19 protein-coding genes are annotated in these 17,765 nt (G+C 43.3%); 7 read left to right on the top strand and 12 right to left on the bottom strand.

Annotated features, from left to right (window positions below):
- Nucleotides 1-876: a DUF3298 domain-containing protein gene (locus NSQ43_RS04355; RefSeq protein WP_339253332.1), complete on the top strand. Its 876-nt coding sequence runs from the start codon at nucleotides 1-3 to the stop codon at nucleotides 874-876.
- A gap of 58 nt (nucleotides 877-934) precedes the next feature.
- On the opposite strand, the gene NSQ43_RS04350 is transcribed toward NSQ43_RS04355, so the two are convergent.
- From NSQ43_RS04350 to NSQ43_RS04320, 7 genes are all read right to left on the bottom strand, one after another.
- Nucleotides 935-1,465, bottom strand: coding sequence for a DinB family protein (locus tag NSQ43_RS04350; RefSeq protein ID WP_339253330.1), 531 nt, complete (start codon nucleotides 1,463-1,465; stop codon nucleotides 935-937).
- A 173-nt stretch (nucleotides 1,466-1,638) separates the two neighbouring features.
- Nucleotides 1,639-2,142 (bottom strand): PCYCGC motif-containing (lipo)protein, encoded by a 504-nt coding sequence (locus NSQ43_RS04345; protein ID WP_339253329.1) that lies wholly within the window; start codon nucleotides 2,140-2,142, stop codon nucleotides 1,639-1,641.
- Between the two features lie 63 nt (nucleotides 2,143-2,205).
- Nucleotides 2,206-2,649 (bottom strand): HIT family protein, encoded by a 444-nt coding sequence (locus NSQ43_RS04340; protein WP_339253328.1) that lies wholly within the window; start codon nucleotides 2,647-2,649, stop codon nucleotides 2,206-2,208.
- Nucleotides 2,650-2,652: 3 nt separating this feature from the next.
- On the bottom strand, nucleotides 2,653-4,035 hold the full coding sequence (fumC, locus tag NSQ43_RS04335; RefSeq protein ID WP_339253326.1) for a class II fumarate hydratase: 1,383 nt from the start codon (nucleotides 4,033-4,035) through the stop codon (nucleotides 2,653-2,655).
- A 129-nt stretch (nucleotides 4,036-4,164) separates the two neighbouring features.
- Nucleotides 4,165-5,094: an HD-GYP domain-containing protein gene (locus tag NSQ43_RS04330; protein WP_339253324.1), complete on the bottom strand. Its 930-nt coding sequence runs from the start codon at nucleotides 5,092-5,094 to the stop codon at nucleotides 4,165-4,167.
- A 141-nt stretch (nucleotides 5,095-5,235) separates the two neighbouring features.
- Complete coding sequence (locus NSQ43_RS04325) at nucleotides 5,236-6,780, bottom strand: flotillin family protein (protein WP_339253322.1); 1,545 nt, start codon at nucleotides 6,778-6,780, stop codon at nucleotides 5,236-5,238.
- Between the two features lie 27 nt (nucleotides 6,781-6,807).
- Nucleotides 6,808-7,341, bottom strand: coding sequence for a hypothetical protein (locus tag NSQ43_RS04320; protein ID WP_339253320.1), 534 nt, complete (start codon nucleotides 7,339-7,341; stop codon nucleotides 6,808-6,810).
- Nucleotides 7,342-7,586: 245 nt separating this feature from the next.
- On the opposite strand from NSQ43_RS04320, the gene NSQ43_RS04315 reads away from it, so the two are divergent.
- The 3 genes from NSQ43_RS04315 to NSQ43_RS04305 all read left to right on the top strand — a co-directional run bounded on the left by NSQ43_RS04315 (nucleotide 7,587) and on the right by NSQ43_RS04305 (nucleotide 9,574).
- The gene (locus tag NSQ43_RS04315; RefSeq protein WP_339253319.1) at nucleotides 7,587-8,207 is read left to right on the top strand and encodes a DUF47 domain-containing protein; all 621 of its coding nucleotides are present in this window, start codon (nucleotides 7,587-7,589) and stop codon (nucleotides 8,205-8,207) included.
- An 11-nt stretch (nucleotides 8,208-8,218) separates the two neighbouring features.
- Nucleotides 8,219-9,217 carry an inorganic phosphate transporter gene (locus NSQ43_RS04310; protein WP_339253317.1) on the top strand — a complete coding sequence of 333 codons (999 nt, stop codon included), beginning with the start codon at nucleotides 8,219-8,221 and terminating at the stop codon, nucleotides 9,215-9,217.
- 156 nt (nucleotides 9,218-9,373) lie between these two features.
- Nucleotides 9,374-9,574 (top strand): cold-shock protein, encoded by a 201-nt coding sequence (locus NSQ43_RS04305; RefSeq protein WP_116018206.1) that lies wholly within the window; start codon nucleotides 9,374-9,376, stop codon nucleotides 9,572-9,574.
- Nucleotides 9,575-9,588: 14 nt separating this feature from the next.
- Here the strand turns inward: NSQ43_RS04305 and NSQ43_RS04300 are convergent, their stop codons facing one another.
- Nucleotides 9,589-10,602 (bottom strand): hypothetical protein, encoded by a 1,014-nt coding sequence (locus tag NSQ43_RS04300; protein WP_339253312.1) that lies wholly within the window; start codon nucleotides 10,600-10,602, stop codon nucleotides 9,589-9,591.
- 60 nt (nucleotides 10,603-10,662) lie between these two features.
- Here NSQ43_RS04300 and NSQ43_RS04295 point away from each other — a divergent pair, with 60 nt between their 5' ends.
- Entirely contained in the window at nucleotides 10,663-12,792 is a 2,130-nt protein-coding gene (locus tag NSQ43_RS04295; RefSeq protein WP_339253310.1) for an MMPL family transporter, read from the top strand.
- Nucleotides 12,793-12,843: 51 nt separating this feature from the next.
- Here NSQ43_RS04295 and NSQ43_RS04290 read toward each other — a convergent pair whose 3' ends face one another.
- The 3 genes from NSQ43_RS04290 to NSQ43_RS04280 form a co-directional block, all read right to left on the bottom strand.
- Nucleotides 12,844-12,981, bottom strand: a complete 138-nt coding sequence (locus NSQ43_RS04290; protein ID WP_339253308.1) for a hypothetical protein — start codon at nucleotides 12,979-12,981, stop codon at nucleotides 12,844-12,846.
- A complete protein-coding gene (locus tag NSQ43_RS04285; protein ID WP_339253306.1) occupies nucleotides 12,978-13,460 on the bottom strand; it encodes a hypothetical protein in 483 nt (160 codons plus the stop codon). Before NSQ43_RS04285 ends, NSQ43_RS04290 begins: the two co-directional genes overlap by 4 nt.
- 384 nt (nucleotides 13,461-13,844) lie before the next feature.
- Nucleotides 13,845-14,708: a putative RNA methyltransferase gene (locus tag NSQ43_RS04280; protein ID WP_339253304.1), complete on the bottom strand. Its 864-nt coding sequence runs from the start codon at nucleotides 14,706-14,708 to the stop codon at nucleotides 13,845-13,847.
- 129 nt (nucleotides 14,709-14,837) lie between these two features.
- Here NSQ43_RS04280 and NSQ43_RS04275 point away from each other — a divergent pair, with 129 nt between their 5' ends.
- Together NSQ43_RS04275 and NSQ43_RS04270 are read left to right on the top strand one after the other, a co-directional pair.
- Nucleotides 14,838-15,968, top strand: a complete 1,131-nt coding sequence (locus NSQ43_RS04275; RefSeq protein ID WP_339253302.1) for a CAP-associated domain-containing protein — start codon at nucleotides 14,838-14,840, stop codon at nucleotides 15,966-15,968.
- A gap of 64 nt (nucleotides 15,969-16,032) precedes the next feature.
- Nucleotides 16,033-17,172 (top strand): zinc-dependent alcohol dehydrogenase, encoded by a 1,140-nt coding sequence (locus NSQ43_RS04270; protein ID WP_339253300.1) that lies wholly within the window; start codon nucleotides 16,033-16,035, stop codon nucleotides 17,170-17,172.
- Between the two features lie 31 nt (nucleotides 17,173-17,203).
- Here the strand turns inward: NSQ43_RS04270 and NSQ43_RS04265 are convergent, their stop codons facing one another.
- The gene (locus NSQ43_RS04265) at nucleotides 17,204-17,761 is read right to left on the bottom strand and encodes a superoxide dismutase family protein (RefSeq protein WP_339253298.1); all 558 of its coding nucleotides are present in this window, start codon (nucleotides 17,759-17,761) and stop codon (nucleotides 17,204-17,206) included.
- Nucleotides 17,762-17,765 lie beyond the last annotated feature (4 nt).

Genomic DNA, 17,765 nt, shown 5'->3' with positions numbered 1-17,765 from the left:
ATGAGTCAAATGGATAAATTAAAGAAGGACTACGAGAATACCGAGATTCCTAATGAATTGAATGAAGTTGTGAATGCCACCATTCGTGAAGCGAAGTTGGAACAACGAAAAAAGCGTCCTGTTTTCAGAAACAGCATAATCGGTGTCGCTGCATCCGCTGCAATTTTCGTTGGCAGCATTAATGTCAGCCCAGCGTTCGCAAATACGATGGTGAACGTACCTATTTTAGGGTCTATCGTCCAAGTGTTAACTGTTCAACAAATGAAAGTCGATGAAGGAACATATCAAGCTGACTTAGCCACACCCGGAATTAATGGCCTTGAAGACGAGAACTTGCAAACTGCATTAAATGATAAATATATGGCTGAGAACAAGGAACTGTTTGAGCAATTTGAAAGGGAGATTGCCGAACTGAAAAAAGCTGGCGGCGGGTATCTTGGCTTGGATGCAGGTTTTGAAGTGTTGACCGACAATGATCGTATCCTATCGATTATGCGCTATCAAGTGAATACGGTGGGTTCATCTTCCACAACGATGAGATACGATACAATCGATAAAGTCAACAATGTGTTGATTACATTACCAAGCCTTTTCAAAAACGATTCATATATTGATGCCATCAATGCCTATATCGAAGGCGAAATGGAACGGCAAATGGCGGCAGATGAGATGATCTCTTATTTTACGGAGAATGAATTCGGCGAAGGCTTTACGACAATCAGACCCGATCAGAATTTCTACATTACAGATGATCAAAAGCTTGTTATTTCTTTCGATAAATACGAAGTTGCACCGGGCTATATGGGTGTGGTGACATTTGAAATCCCAACAGAGATTGTGGAGGATTTATTAGTAAGTGATGTTTATATTCGTTGATTGAATTGAAAACCGTACATGAAGAAAACAAAATCCCCATGCATGAGGCGTGGGGATTTCAATGTGCGTCCGTATTCATTTCAGAAGCGAGACCATGTATTCTTAACTCACCAATTGCCTTCTTTAACAGCTTCAAATGGCACTTTTCATACAGGCCAACAATCGGGAACCATTGTTCCAATGGAATCAAACCAAGACTTGGATGCCCGAAAGATTTCTCGCGCAACAAGTCTTTACAGCTACCATCATACACATCTAACAGATAAATGCGGGAGTTATGAAGTTCCTCTTTCATTTCCAAGACTGTTTTGAACTCATCTGTCGGTTTTGTCGCTTCCGGCAGATCCTCTTTCATCATCAAACTTCCTGAAAGGACAATTAATTTCTTCGACGCACGTTGACTTTGCTTATTTTTCAACTCTGCTGCTATTTTTGCAGCTATATATGTTTCCATCAAAGTAAGATGCTCTAAAATCTGCTTCGGGGACCAATCATGCTCTAATGGTTTTCGATTGAACTCTTTATCCGTCAACCCATCTATCACTTGATAGATCTTTCTTCGGACTTTATGATTGCCTTCAAAAGTCATTCTTTGTATTCTCCTTTATTTCATTGAACGAAATATGGATATCCTATCAATTTCACAGCATACGCTCTTTCATAGAAAATTTAAAGTCCTATATACATATTCAGAAAAGTAAAATATTGTTTTTGTCATAATAAAAAAAGACAACAGTCAATTCGACCGCTGTCTTTTTCTAATTAAGCTGGATTCGGTGTGTCTGTTGGTTCTGCATAACCTTCTTTGTACATTTCATCAATAACTTCACGGATTTCTTTCATGGATTTACCCTCTTGTTTCATTTGCACGGATTGAACCGCAATCTCCAGGCAAACAAGGCAACGTGTACCATGATCGTCCCAGACAACGGAACCGTCTTTACGGATTTCATCTACAAAGCAATTCAAGTTATTTCTGTGGTCCGCGCTTTCACCGCATCCACAGTAACATGGCATGTACTCTAAAACATCAGCAGCTGATGCAGCCACTTGGTATACGAGACGCAGGTCTTCCGGTTTACCATCAAGAAACTTCGGCAATACAGCTGCCGACTCAGTCGCTTCCTGCAAGTCACCGTTCGGAAGATGCCTTTCTTGACCAACTTCCAAATTTTCACCGTTTTCCCCATCGTGATGCGCCTTATCTCCGCATGCAGCAAGGACAAGCGTCAAGATAAGCATGATAGGCATGAGCTTCTTTATCATTCATTTCTACTCCTTTATTCGTCATTGTCCTTTCATCATAGCGGATAACTAAACGAATTAGGGTTACAATTTTGTGGATAATGTGAAATGCCGAAGCGGTCGTTTAGACAATGCGCCTCTAAGATTTTCCTTCTGCTTGATCCAATACCGGATGCCTTTTCCAGCAAGTGGTTCATCTGAAAATCGCGGGATAATATGAAGATGGGCATGCGGAATAGATTGCCCGCCCACTTCCCCTGTATTCCAGCCAACTGAATACCCTTCATGCTCGTACCTTTCTTCCAAATAGGCTTTCGCCTTCAACAACAGCTCCTGTGTATCTACCCACTCTTCAGGTGTCAATGAAAACAAATCTACCGCATGTCGCTTCGGTACAATCAACCCGCTGCCTTCAAGCACTATTTGTTCGGAAGCCTTTTGGATGTACGCGCATGTCTCCGTTTCGAAAATGATTTGCTGTTCTTGGTCAGCTGTCAAATTGCAATAAGGACAGTTGTTATCATACATCGTTTATCGTCCAATCATTTTGGAAGGATCGACATACTCATCAAACTGTTCTTCCGTCAGTAAACCAGTTTTAAGTGCAGCTTCTTTCAGTGTCGTTCCTTCTTTATGCGCCGTTTTCGCGATTTTTGCAGCATTTTCATAACCGATATGCGGATTCAATGCTGTCACAAGCATTAGTGAGTTCTTAACTTTATTGTCAATCTCCTCACGATTCGGTTCAATTCCGACTGCACAATTTTCATTGAAGCTACGCATGCCATCTGCAAGTAGTTTCGCGGATTGGAGGAAGTTATATATAATAACCGGTTTGAAAACGTTCAGTTCAAAATTCCCTTGACTCGCAGCAAATCCAATTGTCGCGTCATTCCCCAACACTTGTGCCACAACCATCGTCAAAGCCTCGCTTTGTGTCGGGTTCACTTTTCCTGGCATGATGGAGCTTCCTGGTTCGTTTTCCGGAATAGTGATTTCACCAATTCCTGAACGAGGACCGCTTGCCAGCCATCTGACATCGTTTGCAATCTTCATAAGATCCGCTGCGAGGGCTTTCATCGCCCCATGCGTATAAACGACTTCGTCATAGCTTGTGAGTGAGTGGAATTTATTTTCGGCAGATGTGAATTGGATACCAACTGATTTCGAAATTTCTTCAGCAACTTTTTCTCCAAACCCTTTTGGTGCATTGAGTCCAGTTCCAACTGCAGTACCACCGATGGCTAATTCTTTCATCGATTGTACGCTTTCGTTCAACATTTTTTCCGTCTTTTCAAGCATCCTGTGCCAACCGCTGATTTCCTGTCCTAATGTAAGCGGCGTTGCGTCTTGAAGATGCGTCCGTCCTATCTTGATGATATCCATGAATTCATCGGATTTATCTTGGAAAGTCTTTTTCAATTCCTGAAGCGACGGCAGTAATTCACGCTCCACTTCAATTACCCCAGCGACATGTAAAGCTGTCGGGAATGTATCATTGGAGCTTTGTGATTTATTTACATCGTCGTTCGGATGTAAGCGTTCAGCCTCACCCCACTCTTCAAGCAGCTGATTGCCGCGGTTTGCCAATACTTCGTTCATATTCATATTCGATTGAGTACCGCTACCTGTTTGCCAGACGACAAGCGGGAAATGATCATCCCATTTGCCTTCAATTACTTCTTCAGCGGCAGCAACAATCGCTTTCGTTTTTGCATCTGAAAGGTTACCAAAAGAGTTGCTCGCAATTGCCGCGGATTTCTTTAAATGGGCAAATGCTTGAATGACGCCCAACGGAATACGTTCCCCGCCAATTTTGAAATTCTGTTTACTACGCTGTGTTTGTGCGCCCCACAACTTGTCTGCAGGTACTTGTATTTCTCCAAATGTGTCATGCTCAATACGGTAGTTCATATTCCCTCCGCCTTTCACAAATGAATAATTTAACCTCATCCACTATCATGCACCTTTTTCGAGTGTAAATAAAATGAAAAGACCCGGATTCCCGAGTCTTGTTCAAAACTTGCTATTTTAGACCGTCGATTAGACATAAGTCACTTTTACGCCAAGCATTTCGATAAAGTGATCAACAACATCGGGGTGGAACTGAGTCCCTTTACCTTTTTTCAATTCAGATATTGCCTCTTCTATGGAGATTGCTTGCTTATAAGCCCGCTCTGTAGTCATGGCGTCATAGGCATCGACAACTGCAACAATTGCCGCCTCAATGGAGATTTCATCCCCTTTTAGCCCATATGGGTAGCCTGTGCCGTCATACTTTTCATGATGCTGCTCTACGATGAATGCGGCATCCTTCAACCATTCGACAGGATGGGCACGCATGATGTTGGCGCCGATTGAGGAATGTGTCATCATTATCTCCCATTCATCGAGCGTGAGTTTTCCGGGTTTATTCAAGATCTCATGGGGGATTGCAAGTTTGCCGATATCGTGGAAATAGGAACCCCATCGCAACAATTTAAGCCTGTCCTTCGGTTGGTCCATCCGCTTCCAAACTTCGATTGCATATTGCCTGATTCGCTCACAATGGTGATATGTATAGCCGTCCACTTGAGCAACCGCATCCATTTCAACTTGCAGCGTCTTTGTTTCAAAAAACAGTTGTTCATAGAAATCCGCGTCCATTTTCATGACGATTTCAGCGTTGGACAAGGCATAGAATGTCACAACCTTTTCAAATGCTGACGCATCAATTGTTTCGCCGATTCCCATCTTCCTTCTTTCACCTACATGCTCGATTTCAACTTCACCATGCAACAATGTATACGTTTCCACAATTGTATTATCTGTATTGTACTGAGCGCAGAAGGAACCATTTTCATTCAACGAAAAAAGTGCCTCTGCCAAGCCATTCCATCGCCCCAATAGTGCTATCTGTCCAGAGGCCATTTGTATTACTGGAAATTGACCATCCGAACTTTTCCGATACGTACGGTTTGGATTTGTTTCCATATGTGTCCTCCGTGTAGGTTCCGACTTTTTTCTATTATTATCTACAATTATAGCGTTTATTGACAGAGAAATCTATCTATTTATTAATTACAAAATAATCCAGCCCCAATACATGCGGACTGGATTATTTCGATTCAAACATTATTCCTCTTCTGAAGGTTTGACAGCCACTGGTTTTGACGAGCGGATTTCTTCTGTCAAATGATCGATGCTTGGCCGTAGATTATTCTTTCCAACATAACTTTCCATCATTTCCTTCACATCAATGCCCGATGAAGCTTTCAACGATTCTTGTAAAGTGGACATCAAATTAGTAGCGTACGATGTTACTTTATTGGCACCGCCGCCTTCCCCGCCACCCGTATCGACAACAGTAATCTTGTCGATATTCGAAAGCGGACTTGCCACTTGCTTGGCATACTCAGGAATCATTCGGACAATCATGTCAAGCACAGCTGCCTGGCCATATTGTTCAAATGCTTCAGCAATTTTACGTTTTGCTTCCGCTTCAGCAAGACCTTTCAAGCGGATGATTTCTGCTTCCGATTCACCTTGCGCACGCTGGGAATCGGCTTTCGCCAATCCGTCGAGTCGAATTTTTTCAGCTTCAGCAGCTGCGCGTGCTTCAATGCGGTATTTCTCCGCTTCCGCTTCTGCCATTTGACGTGACTTTTCTGCCGCTGCGTTTTGCTCGATAGCATAACGGTCCGCGTCTGCCTTCTTCTTAACTTCGGAATCGTATTGCTTTTCACGGCGTAGAATCTCTTTCTCTTCCAATTCAATCTGCTTTTGACGCTCGATGATGCGCACTTGCATCTCCTGCTCCGTAACTTCCTGCTTAGCACGTGCGGATTCCAGCTCATACGCTTGGTCGGCGCGCGCTTTTGCAATATCTTGCTCACGGCGATATTCAGCGACTTTCAACTGATTTTCCTTTTCAGCTTCGGCGATTTCTGTCGCCCGCTCGATTTCCGCCTTTTGCGCTTCCTTCGAAGCCTCGGCGTTTTTAATACGCGTTTCTTTCTCAGCCTCTACCGTTGCAATATCCGCATCCCGTTTCACTTGCGCGATGCGCGGTTTACCAAGCGAATCCAAATATCCATTTTTATCACGGACATCCTTAATCGTAAAGGAAACAATCACAAGCCCCATTTTAGCAAGGTCCTGTGAAGCGACACGTTGCACTTCTTGGGAGAATTTATCACGGTTTTTATAAATCTCTTCCACCGTCATAGATCCCAAAATAGAACGCAAATGCCCTTCCAATACTTCTTTCGCTTCATTTTCCCGGTCAGCCTTTGATTTTCCTAAAAACTGCTCCGCTGCCGTCGCAATTTCTGAAATAGAGCCCCCGATCTTTATGATTGCTGTTCCATCTGCCATAACTGGAACACCTTGTTCCGTGTAAACTTCTGGCGTCGTAACTTCCAATTTGCTCGAAAGCAAGCTGAGTGGTTCAGATTGTTGGAATACAGGGAAGACGAATGTTCCTCCACCACGGATGATTTTGATACGGTTGCCCGAGTCATCCGTATGTACATTCTTCGAACCTAAGTAACTACCTGTCACGATCAACGCCTCATCTGGTCCAACTGTCTTATACTTCGAAATATAGACGAGTATGACAGCAAGCAAGATGAAGACTACAATTCCAATGACAATTAACAAACCTGTAATTTCCGGCATTTTGATTCCCCCTTAAAATTTATTGTTTCACTTGAAGCGAAAAGGCTCATACTCTTTAACGATAAATGTTCCTTCCTTCACTTCAATGATTAAAACCTCTTTTCCATAGTCGATCGGTTGGTTTTCATATCCAGCGGCCCTTTTTGAAATGATGCCGTTGACTGATTCGATAACAATTTCTCCAAAACCATCGACTGGAACCGGAACAATAACTTTGCCCACCTGACCGGTGAGTGATTCATCTGTATAGGCAAGCGAAACTTCCGCAGACTTCAATGGAAGGAGTACGAAAAAGTATAGAAGGAAATCCAATACGGTCGCCGTCGCTAGTGCTATAAGTAAAATAAGCAAGTGATTCCAATTTGTCATCAATTCCAATATATAGCCGACTGCAGATGTAAATGATATGAAGGCAAGGATAACAGCTGGATCCAAAATCGGGCTTGCTTCACCGATACCTTCCGAAATGTCACTAAAGAACAGATATAAAACAGTTGCGAGGCCCGCAATGATCAACACGGTCAAATAGACATTAATAACCGGCATTCCGAACAATTCCATTCTCTCACCTCCCCAACTCCTAGTTGAATTCTACTATATATACGGATGAAGGACGATGAAGTTTCAATATTCCTTTAAATAATATTTATTTACCAAGAAAAGAATCTTAACTATTCAAACATGGAATTGAAATAAATTTGTCACTTTTTCACAATAAAAATACGTTTATTTGTACTAGTTTAAATGAGTTTTGTTATGATATAGTAATACAAAAAATGATTCCGGTAACGGATGGAGGCTTAAAGATGTTTAGTCCACGTAAAACTGATCCTTTTTTCGCAGCTCTTTTAGAGATTGCTGAGCATGTACAAAAAGCGATGCATTATGCAAATGACTTTAAAGTGACGTCCGTTGGTGACTTGAAAGAAGTAAGCATCAAGCTTAAAGAATATGAAACCGACGGCGATGATATGATTCATGATCTAATTGCAAAACTTAATACATCGTTCATGACACCGATTGAGCGTGAGGATATTTTGCAACTTGCTATTAAAATGGATGACATTTTGGATGGCATCGAACATTTCTCTGCAAACCTTGAGATGTTCTCACTTACAGAAATTGATGAGTATGTCCAAAAGTTCATGATCAACATCGTTAAAAGCTCCGATGAAATCGTGAAAGCGATGGAGCTTTTATCAAGAAAAAAACTTGTTCAAATGCGCGACCACGCTGTTTTGATCAAAGAATATGAACGAATTTGCGATGAGGTGCTACGTACATCGATTAAGCAACTATTCCTGCGTGAAAAAGACCCAATTCGTATTATTCAATTTAAGGATATTTATGAGTTGTTAGAGGATATCGCTGATCATTGTCAAGATGTTGCTAATACAATCGAAACCATCATCATGCGCAACGCGTAAGGGGTACGGATATGGAAATTGTATTAGTACTTACCATAGCAGTCGTTGTTTTTGCCTTGGCATTTGATTTCATTAATGGATTTCATGATACAGCCAATGCGATCGCAACTTCAGTATCAACACGGGCATTAAAGCCGCGTACCGCTGTTTACATGGCGGCAGTCATGAATTTCATTGGTGCATTGACGTTCACTGGAGTCGCGAAGACGATTTCCAAGGATATTGTCGACCCGTTTATGCTGGAAAAAGGCTCTGTTGTCATTTTAGCGGCCCTTATTGCAGCAATCGCATGGAACTTGATCACTTGGTATTACGGCATTCCTTCGAGCTCATCCCATGCCTTGATCGGTTCAATTACTGGTGCAGCCATATCTGCCGCTGGATTCGGCATTTTAAATTACGGTGGGTTCCTCAAAATCATGCAAGCACTAATCCTTTCCCCGTTCATCGCCATCGCGGGAGGATTTCTTTTCATGTGGCTTTTCAAGATTTTATTGAAGAACCGAAATCTTTTCAAGGCGAATAAACGGATTCGTTACATGCAAATTGGAACTGCTGCATTGCAGTCGTTTACTCACGGAACGAATGATGCCCAAAAAGCAATGGGTATTATTACGATGGCACTAATTGCAGCTAATTTACAAACAGGCGATGACATCCAATTGTGGGTGCGTATTGCCGCAGCTACTGCCATGGGTCTTGGTACATCAATAGGCGGTTATAAAATTATTAAGACAGTCGGCGGTAAGATCATGAAAATCCGTCCTGTCAACGGGATTGCAGCCGACTTGAACTCCGCTATCATCATTTTTGGTGCAACGCTCATCCATTTACCGGTTAGTACGACGCATGTCATCTCCTCTTCCATCATGGGGGTTGGATCTGCGCAACGTGTCAAAGGCGTTAAATGGGGAGTCGCAAAGAAAATCGTCATGACATGGATTATCACATTACCAATCTCTGCGGCATTGGCAGCAATTGTATACCAAATTTTGAACTTGTTCTTTTAAATGAGATAATTTCACTTGCATTGCCTAAAAACCTCTGTTATGATAAAGGAGAATTATTTTTGTTCGACGTGATGGTCACAGAAATGCTTGACCGCTTCAAGACTTGAGCAAGGATAGTAACACAATGTGTGCACAGCACACAAGGAGGAAACAAACATGGAACATGGTAAAGTAAAATGGTTTAACGCAGAAAAAGGTTATGGCTTCATCGAACGTGAAGATGGCGACGATGTATTCGTACACTTCTCCGCTATCCAAGGCGACGGATTCAAAACTCTTGAAGAAGGCCAAGACGTGACTTTCGAAATCGAACAAGGTCAACGTGGACTTCAAGCAACTAACGTTGAAAAAAACTAATTTAAACTAACCTTTCAAAACCACTCTCTTCGGGGAGTGGTTTTTTTCGTTATTTTGCAGCATATTTTGATTTGTATTGGAGTTAGTTGAGCACGAATGGTGGTGCTTGAGCGATATTGCCGCTTGCTTGAGCGCGAATGGCGAATCTTGAGCGATATTGCCACTTGCTTGAGCGCGAATGGCGGTGCTTGAGCGGTTTGCAGCTTGCTTGAGCGAGAATGGTGGATCTTGAGCGATATTGCCACTTGCTTGAGCGCGAATGGCGGTGCTTGAGCGGTTTGCAGCTTGCTTGAGCGAGAATGGTGAATCTTGAGCGATATTGCCGCTTGCTTGAGCGCGAATGTCGGTGCTTGAGCGCGGATGGTGATTCTTGAGCGATATTGCCACTTGCTTGAGCGAGAAGGGCGAATCTTGAGCGATATTGCCACTTGCTTGAGCGCGGATGGTGAATCTTGAGCGATATTGCCACTTGCTTGAGCGCGGATGGCGGTGCTTGAGCGGTTTGCAGCTTGCTTGAGCGAGAATGGTGGATCTTGAGCGATATTGCCACTTGCTTGAGCGCGAAGGGTAGATCTTGAGCGGTATTGCCGCTTGCTTGAGCGCGGATGGCGGTGCTTGAGCGATATTGCCACTTGCTTGAGCGCGGATGGTGAATCTTGAGCGATATTGCCACTTGCTTGAGCGCGGATGGCGGTGCTTGAGCGGTTTGCAGCTTGCTTGAGCGAGAATGGCGGATCTTGAGCGATGTTGCCACTTGCTTGAGCGCGAATGGCGATGCTTGAGCGATGTCGCCACTTGCTTGAGCGCGGATGGCGAATCTTGAGCGATATTGCTACTTGCTTGAGCGCGAATGGTGAATCTTGAGCGATATTGCCACTTGCTTGAGCGCGAAGGGCGGATCTTGAGCGATATTGCCACTCGCTTGAGCGCGAAGGGTGGATCTTGAACGCTATTGCAACTTGCTTGAGCGCGAATGGCGGTGCTTGAGCGGTTTGCCACTTGCTTGAGTACACCTCTAAATAAGACATCTTTTCCCACTTCCGTTATGATAGGAACATAGAGAGATAATTTATTGGGAGGACGATGTTATGCGCACACTAGCACGCTTTGTTACAACAAGTTATAAAGCGATTATTATAGGGTGGATTGCACTATTTATTACCATGGCTATTTTCGCCGTTCGCTTGCCGAGTTTACTAGCAGGAGACGGCTTCAGAATGGATGCTGAACATGAACAAGTTATGAAAATCGCATCCGAGAAATTTGATTTACCCGCTGAAACGATGTTTGTCGTATTCGATAAGGTGAATGATGCAACGATTTCGTCAACATTAGCAAAGATTGAGGATCTTGGAATAGTTTCGGAAATTGTTTCTCCGCTTGATCATGAAAAGCAATATACGAATGATGTGTCGTACGCAATGCTTCATTTCGAAAAGAATGGAAAAGATATGTCCGGTGTCGTAACCGAAATTCGAGATGCTATCGGGGATGAAAAAGGGATAGTGTTAACAGGTCAATCCGCTATCACTAAGGATATCAATAGCGCAAGCCAACGGGATTTGATGAAAGCTGAGGCGATTGGATTACCTATCGCCATCATTATTCTCTTACTCGCCTTCGGGTCAATAGTAGCTTCTGTGGTGCCATTACTCGTAGGTGTCGCCACAGTCATTTCCGCTTTTGGCGTTATGGCATTGGTTGGCGGTCAAACAGATTTGTCGATTTTTGTACTGAATATCGTGCCCATGTTGGGACTTGCTTTAAGTATCGATTTTTCATTACTTTTCATCAGCCGTTACCGTGAAGAACGGTTGAAGAGCAGTGTACTTGAAGCTTGCGAGACGACAATCCGTACAGCTGGCCGATCTGTCATTTTTTCAGCATTTTGTGTATTTATCGGCCTTGGTGCGATGTTCGTCATAAGAGTGGAAATTTTTCAGAACATCGCACTTGGCGGCATGATTGTCGTTGGCATGGCTGTACTTAGCTCGGTTACATTATTGCCATCGATTTTAATTGTCCTTGGCGATCGTTTGAACAAAGGGCGTGTGCTGAAAGTAAAAGAGAACGGTTCAGACCGTTGGCGGCAGTTCGCTAATGGGGTTATTAAACGTCCAATTCTTATTACAATAGGTGCTCTCATTTTGTTGGGCATCGCTGTTGTTCCCGTGAAAAATATGGATTTGGCAATTCCTCAAATTGATTCATTGCCCGCTTCGTATGATACACGGGCATCTTACGAGTTAATGGACGACACTTTTGGACTTGGTGACCAGTCGAATGTGTATATCATTGCGGAACGTTCGGGAGGTTGGTCTGATACAGACGGTTTGAAAGCGATGAAGGAATTGGAAGAGGACTTATCCAGCGACCCATTAGTGGATGGATTGACAACTATTTTCACCGCAAGTGGAGTAGGATCACCAAAAGAGTGGGAGCAGGCAATGCAAATTCCTGAAATGAAGGCGCAGCTTGAACCACTTTTAGCTTCATTCATTAAAGACGACCAACTATTGATTCCCGTGACACTTCAAGCAAGAGGAACATCCGATGAAGCACAGCAATGGGCAAGGGATTGGTCAGATCAAACCGATTGGAATCTACTTGTCGGCGGTCAACCGAAGTTCAATCAGGAAATCTTCGATGAGATTTTCGACAATATCGGCCTTGCATTATTAATCATCCTTGGATCGACGTTTATCATCCTCATGATTGCGTTTCGCTCAATCCTGATTCCGTTGAAAGCAATTTTGATGAATATTGTCGGGCTTTCCGCTACATTCGGTATTCTCGTTTACATTTTCCAATACGGTCATTTCGGATTGCATCCGGGTACGATTGCTCTTATCATTCCAGTTATTGTATTCAGTCTTGTTTTTGGTTTAAGCATGGACTATGAAGTGTTTCTCATTTCGCGTATGCAGGAGGAGTATGCGAAGACATTCGATAATGATCATTCGACGGTTGAGGGACTTGCGACGACAAGCAAAATCATCACGTCTGCCGCTTTGATCATGATTGTTTTAACTGGTGCTTTTGCATTTACGGACGTCATGCCCGTGAAGCAGATAGGAGTCGGCATCGCAATCGCGGTCGCAATTGACGCGACAATCATTCGCCTGCTACTTGTTCCAAGTTTGATGAAGCTGTTTGGTAAGTGGAACTGGTGGATGCCTTTTAGAAAAGGTGAATATAAAGCTGGAAATTGGCATTGAATGAATAAAAAAAGCTGCCTGGACAATGAATTCTCATTTTCCAGGCGGCTTTTAATTTTTTTCAGTCATCTCCACTTGCGGTCCTTCCTGTCGATCCTTTTCAAACTGTGCTGTCATGGCAAAGTAGATCACAGCAACTATAATTAAAACGAATGCAACGAGCCCGATGACGAGCGTCCTCCCCTTCACTTTGCGTCACCTCCACTGCTACGCCTGAAACTCTCCTCTTTCAGATAGTCAACCGCTTCCTTGTAATCTCCGAAACCATCCTCCAAGTTAGGGCCGTGGTAAACATTGAAGAATCCGTCCTCTTCAAGCAACGTCAACTTCTGTCCCTCACCATTCACCCACACTTCTTCAATCGGCTCTTCTTCCTCTACCTTCTCTTCTGTTGATAACATGCGGATTGCATCGCGAACTGTTGTGATTAACTCATCTTCTGCCGCTTCACGAATGTTGACAAGTCCTCGGTCATCAGTTTCATACTTAGAAAGCCACTCAACGTATACGAATCCATTGCCGTTCGGGTGAAGATGCTGCACAACAACCGTCTTTTCATACAAACTGTCCTCATAATGATAATTAAGCCGCTTCATCGACACTTCTTTACGCGTTAATTCAGGGAAATTCGTCTCAATAATGTGTTGTTTTTCTTCGAATGTAAGCATGATTTTGCCACTCTTTCTGTTTCAAATGTCTTTTCAGTATAACATTATTCTTCATTCACCGTTAAGCCAAGTACACGTTTATAACCGACTGTCTAACGAGTCTTCCACTCAATGACAATGACGAGAAAGACAACAACCACTATCGCTAAAATGTAGAACCAACTTGGAATTGCACTGATTCCACCAAACATTCACCATCTCCTCCTCCCATTAAACTAAAAGTTATCAACATCACTCTCTAATCTACCAACAATATTTAAATAATTATCAACATTAATAACAATGTTATCAACATGTGTTAGGAACTTATCCACATTATCTCTGTTCTATATAAACTTCCATTTAAGTTATCAACAAGCCCCATTTAGGTTTGTCTTACTATTTTCACCTACGCTTACCGACAATCACACGCAAATCAATCGTGATCTCTTTCATTCCCTCTGCAAGCACTTGACCGATCCGCTCATCCCCTGCATTCCAGGTCAATGGCGTCATTTGGATCAATGATGCAAGCAACCCTTCCAGCAACGTGAATGCATAGGTTATCCGATCCGTCACAACATCATCAAAATGTTCACTGAAACGCTCCACTGGGTCGGTTTCCTCTTTGTGCGGCTTACCACCGTAGAAAGCCTTTCGTAATTCCTGCAGGTATCCACTTTCCGGCACCACTTTCACAACAATACCACCCCGCTCCAATAACCGGTTGAATTCCGCATAGTTTGCGGGGGATAAAACATTCAAAATCACATCAATCTGCTCATCTTGAAATGGCATCGCGGCCAAATCTGCTACACTCCAAATGATTCCCGGATAGGACTTTGACGCAGCAACGATTCCTTCTTTCGCGAGATCAATGCCAATACCCACACTCTCAATTTGCAACTGTGAATGAATGGAGGATAGATGAGTTCCTTCCCCACATCCCGCATCCAACAGCACCGGGCGATCTATTCCTTCGACATGTTCCTTCACAATGGAAATTAGCTTGTCCAGCACAGGTTCGAAAAACCCGCTGCTCATCACTTTCGCTCGTGCTTCAAAAAGCGACTTATCATATTTTGTCGTATGCGATTGTGGAGCTAAATTGACATAGCCTGTTTTAGCCAAGTCGAAAGAGTGCATATTCTCACAGACAAGCCGTGAGTACTCTACCATTCCCATCCTAACAGAACATATCGGGCAATTAAAAAGTCCTTCATTCATCCCAATCAGCTGCGCACTTTGCATTTTCTTCGATACTGTCATTTCCTTTGCTCCGTTCCATTGTTTGTTCTATCAGTATACCGTCTTTCCAAGAGTACTCAAACTATGAATAGCTCACACTGTATCTATCTCCCCTTCTGCGGGTACAATAGTAGAAAGGAGGCGATTTCCGTGAGGAAGATTTTTTTATTCATTATATTCATAGTTGCGCTCTACCTAACAAAACCTTTATGGGAAGCGCCTGTTTCCAACTATATCGACCTTTCCTTTCTCAACCCTGTAGATGAAAAGATTGAAACGGTTATGGAAAGCGAATCTGTCACATCAGCCATGAACTCCATCCTCAACACTGCCGATAAATTCTTCATTTTCATCTCGTCAAAATCATCCGAAATGGAACGTTTGATCCCAGATAAGATTGCGAAGCCGACCCTCGCAACACCTGACCATTCAGCAATGTCCATACACAATATAGAAATTGGTTTTACAGAAGAACAGGTGAAGGCTGAACTTGGTGAACCGAAAAACCATTCGCTGAATGAATACGGCACTGAATGGTTCACCTATCATGAGGATTACCAAAACTTCGTCATGATTTCTTTTGATGAAAAATGGAAAGTGAATGCAATCTATACAAATGATGACCTTATCTCTTCGAAAGCCGGTATCCAGTACGGTACTGAGAAGGCAAAGGTCCGCCAGGCGTATGGTGAACCATTGAAGGAGATTCGTAAAGGCTTGAATATTTACGTCCTCCAGGATAATGAAGGCATGGATTTATTTAAAATCGGAGATGTATATATGTATGTATTTTACGATCTTCATAAGAATACGACGGTGACTGCAGTTCAACTTATTACAACATCACTTGAACATCGTAAGACCGGCATGTATGCAGGTGGAGACGTGTCCTTGCGTAATGGGTTTGAACAGCAACTTTTCGATTTGACGAATGCTGCGCGTGTACGCCACGGCCGTTCGATTTTGCGATGGGATGATGCTATTTCGGATACAGCCCGTAAGCACAGCCTCGATATGGCGATCAATGATTATTTCAGCCATGAAAATTTAAAAGGACAGTCTCCTTTTGACCGGATGAAAGAGGATCAAATTAAATTCCGCAGAGCCGGTGAAAATTTAGCGTACGGCCAATCGAGCAGCATCTTCGCACATGAGGGATTGATGAATTCAAAGGGTCACAGAGAGAATATTTTAATAGATGATTACAGTCACCTTGGCATCGGTGTTGCATTTAATGAACAATCACAGCCGTATTATACGGAGAATTTCTTTTTGAAATAATTCCTCTACGACTATTTCTGTCCATTCAGGGAAATATATGATGGACAGATAAGGAGGAGTTTGTATGAAAGCTGTAACATTTCAAGGTGTAAAAGATATACAGGTGAAGAAGGTTCAGGCACCTAAAATCGAAAAACCTGATGATATTATTGTTAAGATTACATCCACAGCCATTTGCGGTTCCGATTTGCATATCTATTTGGGTACTTTGCCCACGTATAAGGATTATGTGATTGGCCATGAGCCGATGGGAATCGTCGAAGAAGTTGGTCCGAATGTGACGAAGGTGAAGAAAGGCGATCGAGTCATCATTCCATTCAATATATCCTGTGGGCAATGTTTTTACTGTGAGCACGAGATGGAGAGCCAATGCGATAATTCCAACCGAACCCCGCATATGGATACCGGCGGTTATTTCGGTTTCACCGAACGCTACGGGGACTATCCTGGTGGGCAAGCGGAGTATCTACGTGTCCCTTATGGCAATTTCACACCGTTTGTCGTCCCCGAATCTTGTGAACTTCCAGATGAAGCATTGTTGTTTCTATCAGACGTCCTGCCAACCGCCTACTGGAGTGTAGAAAACGCAGGTGTAAAAAAAGGTGATACGGTTATGGTTCTTGGTTGTGGACCCGTGGGACTGATGGCGCAGAAATTTGCTTGGATGAAAGGCGCGAAACGAGTGATGGCGATTGACCATGTGCCTTATCGTTTGAGGCATGCCGTAAGGATGAATAAAGTCGAAGCCTTTAATTTCAACGACTATGACAATATGGGTGCACATATTAAAGAGTTGACGAGCGGCGGTGTTGACATTGTCATTGACTGTGTCGGGATGGACGGAAAGAAAAATATTGCTGAGAAAATCGGGCAGATGATGAAGGTGCAAGGTGGAACGTTAAGTGCATTTGAAATCGGTTACCAAGCTGTTCGCAAGTTTGGAACGATCCAACTAACGGGTGTCTATGGATCCCTATATAACATGTTTCCGCTTGGGAATCTGTTTGAGCGAAACATTACGCTTAAGATGGGGCAAGCTCCAGTTATCCATTATATGCCGACACTGTTTGACAAGATTGTGAGAGGCGAGTTCAACCCTACGGAAATCATTTCGCATGTTGTCCCGATTGAGGAAGCAGCAGCCGCTTATCATCATTTTTACGAGCATGAAGATGAATGCATAAAAGTGATCTTAAAACCGTGAATAAACCGGCCCTATCTCGGGCCGGTTTCCATTATTTCTTCGATGTAATTGCCGCGCACGCGACTCGATCTCCGGAGTTTCCAGATGGGTCCGTCTTATAATCATCCGGATCCGCATGAATGACGAGAGCACTTCCATCCCCATCTAAGATGGAATTTTCCATTCCCGGTTTCAAAGTAAGGTCTCCAGTCGTCAGTTCCCTTGACACTTTTCCGTCCTCCGGAACTTCGATATTCGGCAAGTCACCTAAATGGAACCCTTTCGGATTATCAAAGCCATGCTCTTTTCCTGTTGGATTGAAATGAGCACCTGCAGATTTGAAATCAGGAGCCGTGCATACCCCAGTTTCATGGATATGAATACCATGCAACCCTGGTTTCAAGCCTTCCGCTTCCACCTTGATCATTACCCCTGCCGTTTCCTGTACTAATGTCACTTCACCGATTTTATTTCCTGCTGTATTCAACAGAGGAGCTACGATGGCCTCCATCTTATCCCCGCTCACAGGCAGTGCTTTCTTCGTCTTCGCACATCCCCCTACTACAAGGATGGCGCTCATAAGTAATAAGATTACCGCTTTTCTCTTCATATAA

It is taken from the genome of Sporosarcina sp. FSL W8-0480 (assembly GCF_037963765.1).
GTDB lineage: Bacteria > Bacillota > Bacilli > Bacillales_A > Planococcaceae > Sporosarcina.
This window is presented reverse-complemented; position numbering and strand designations above follow the sequence as displayed.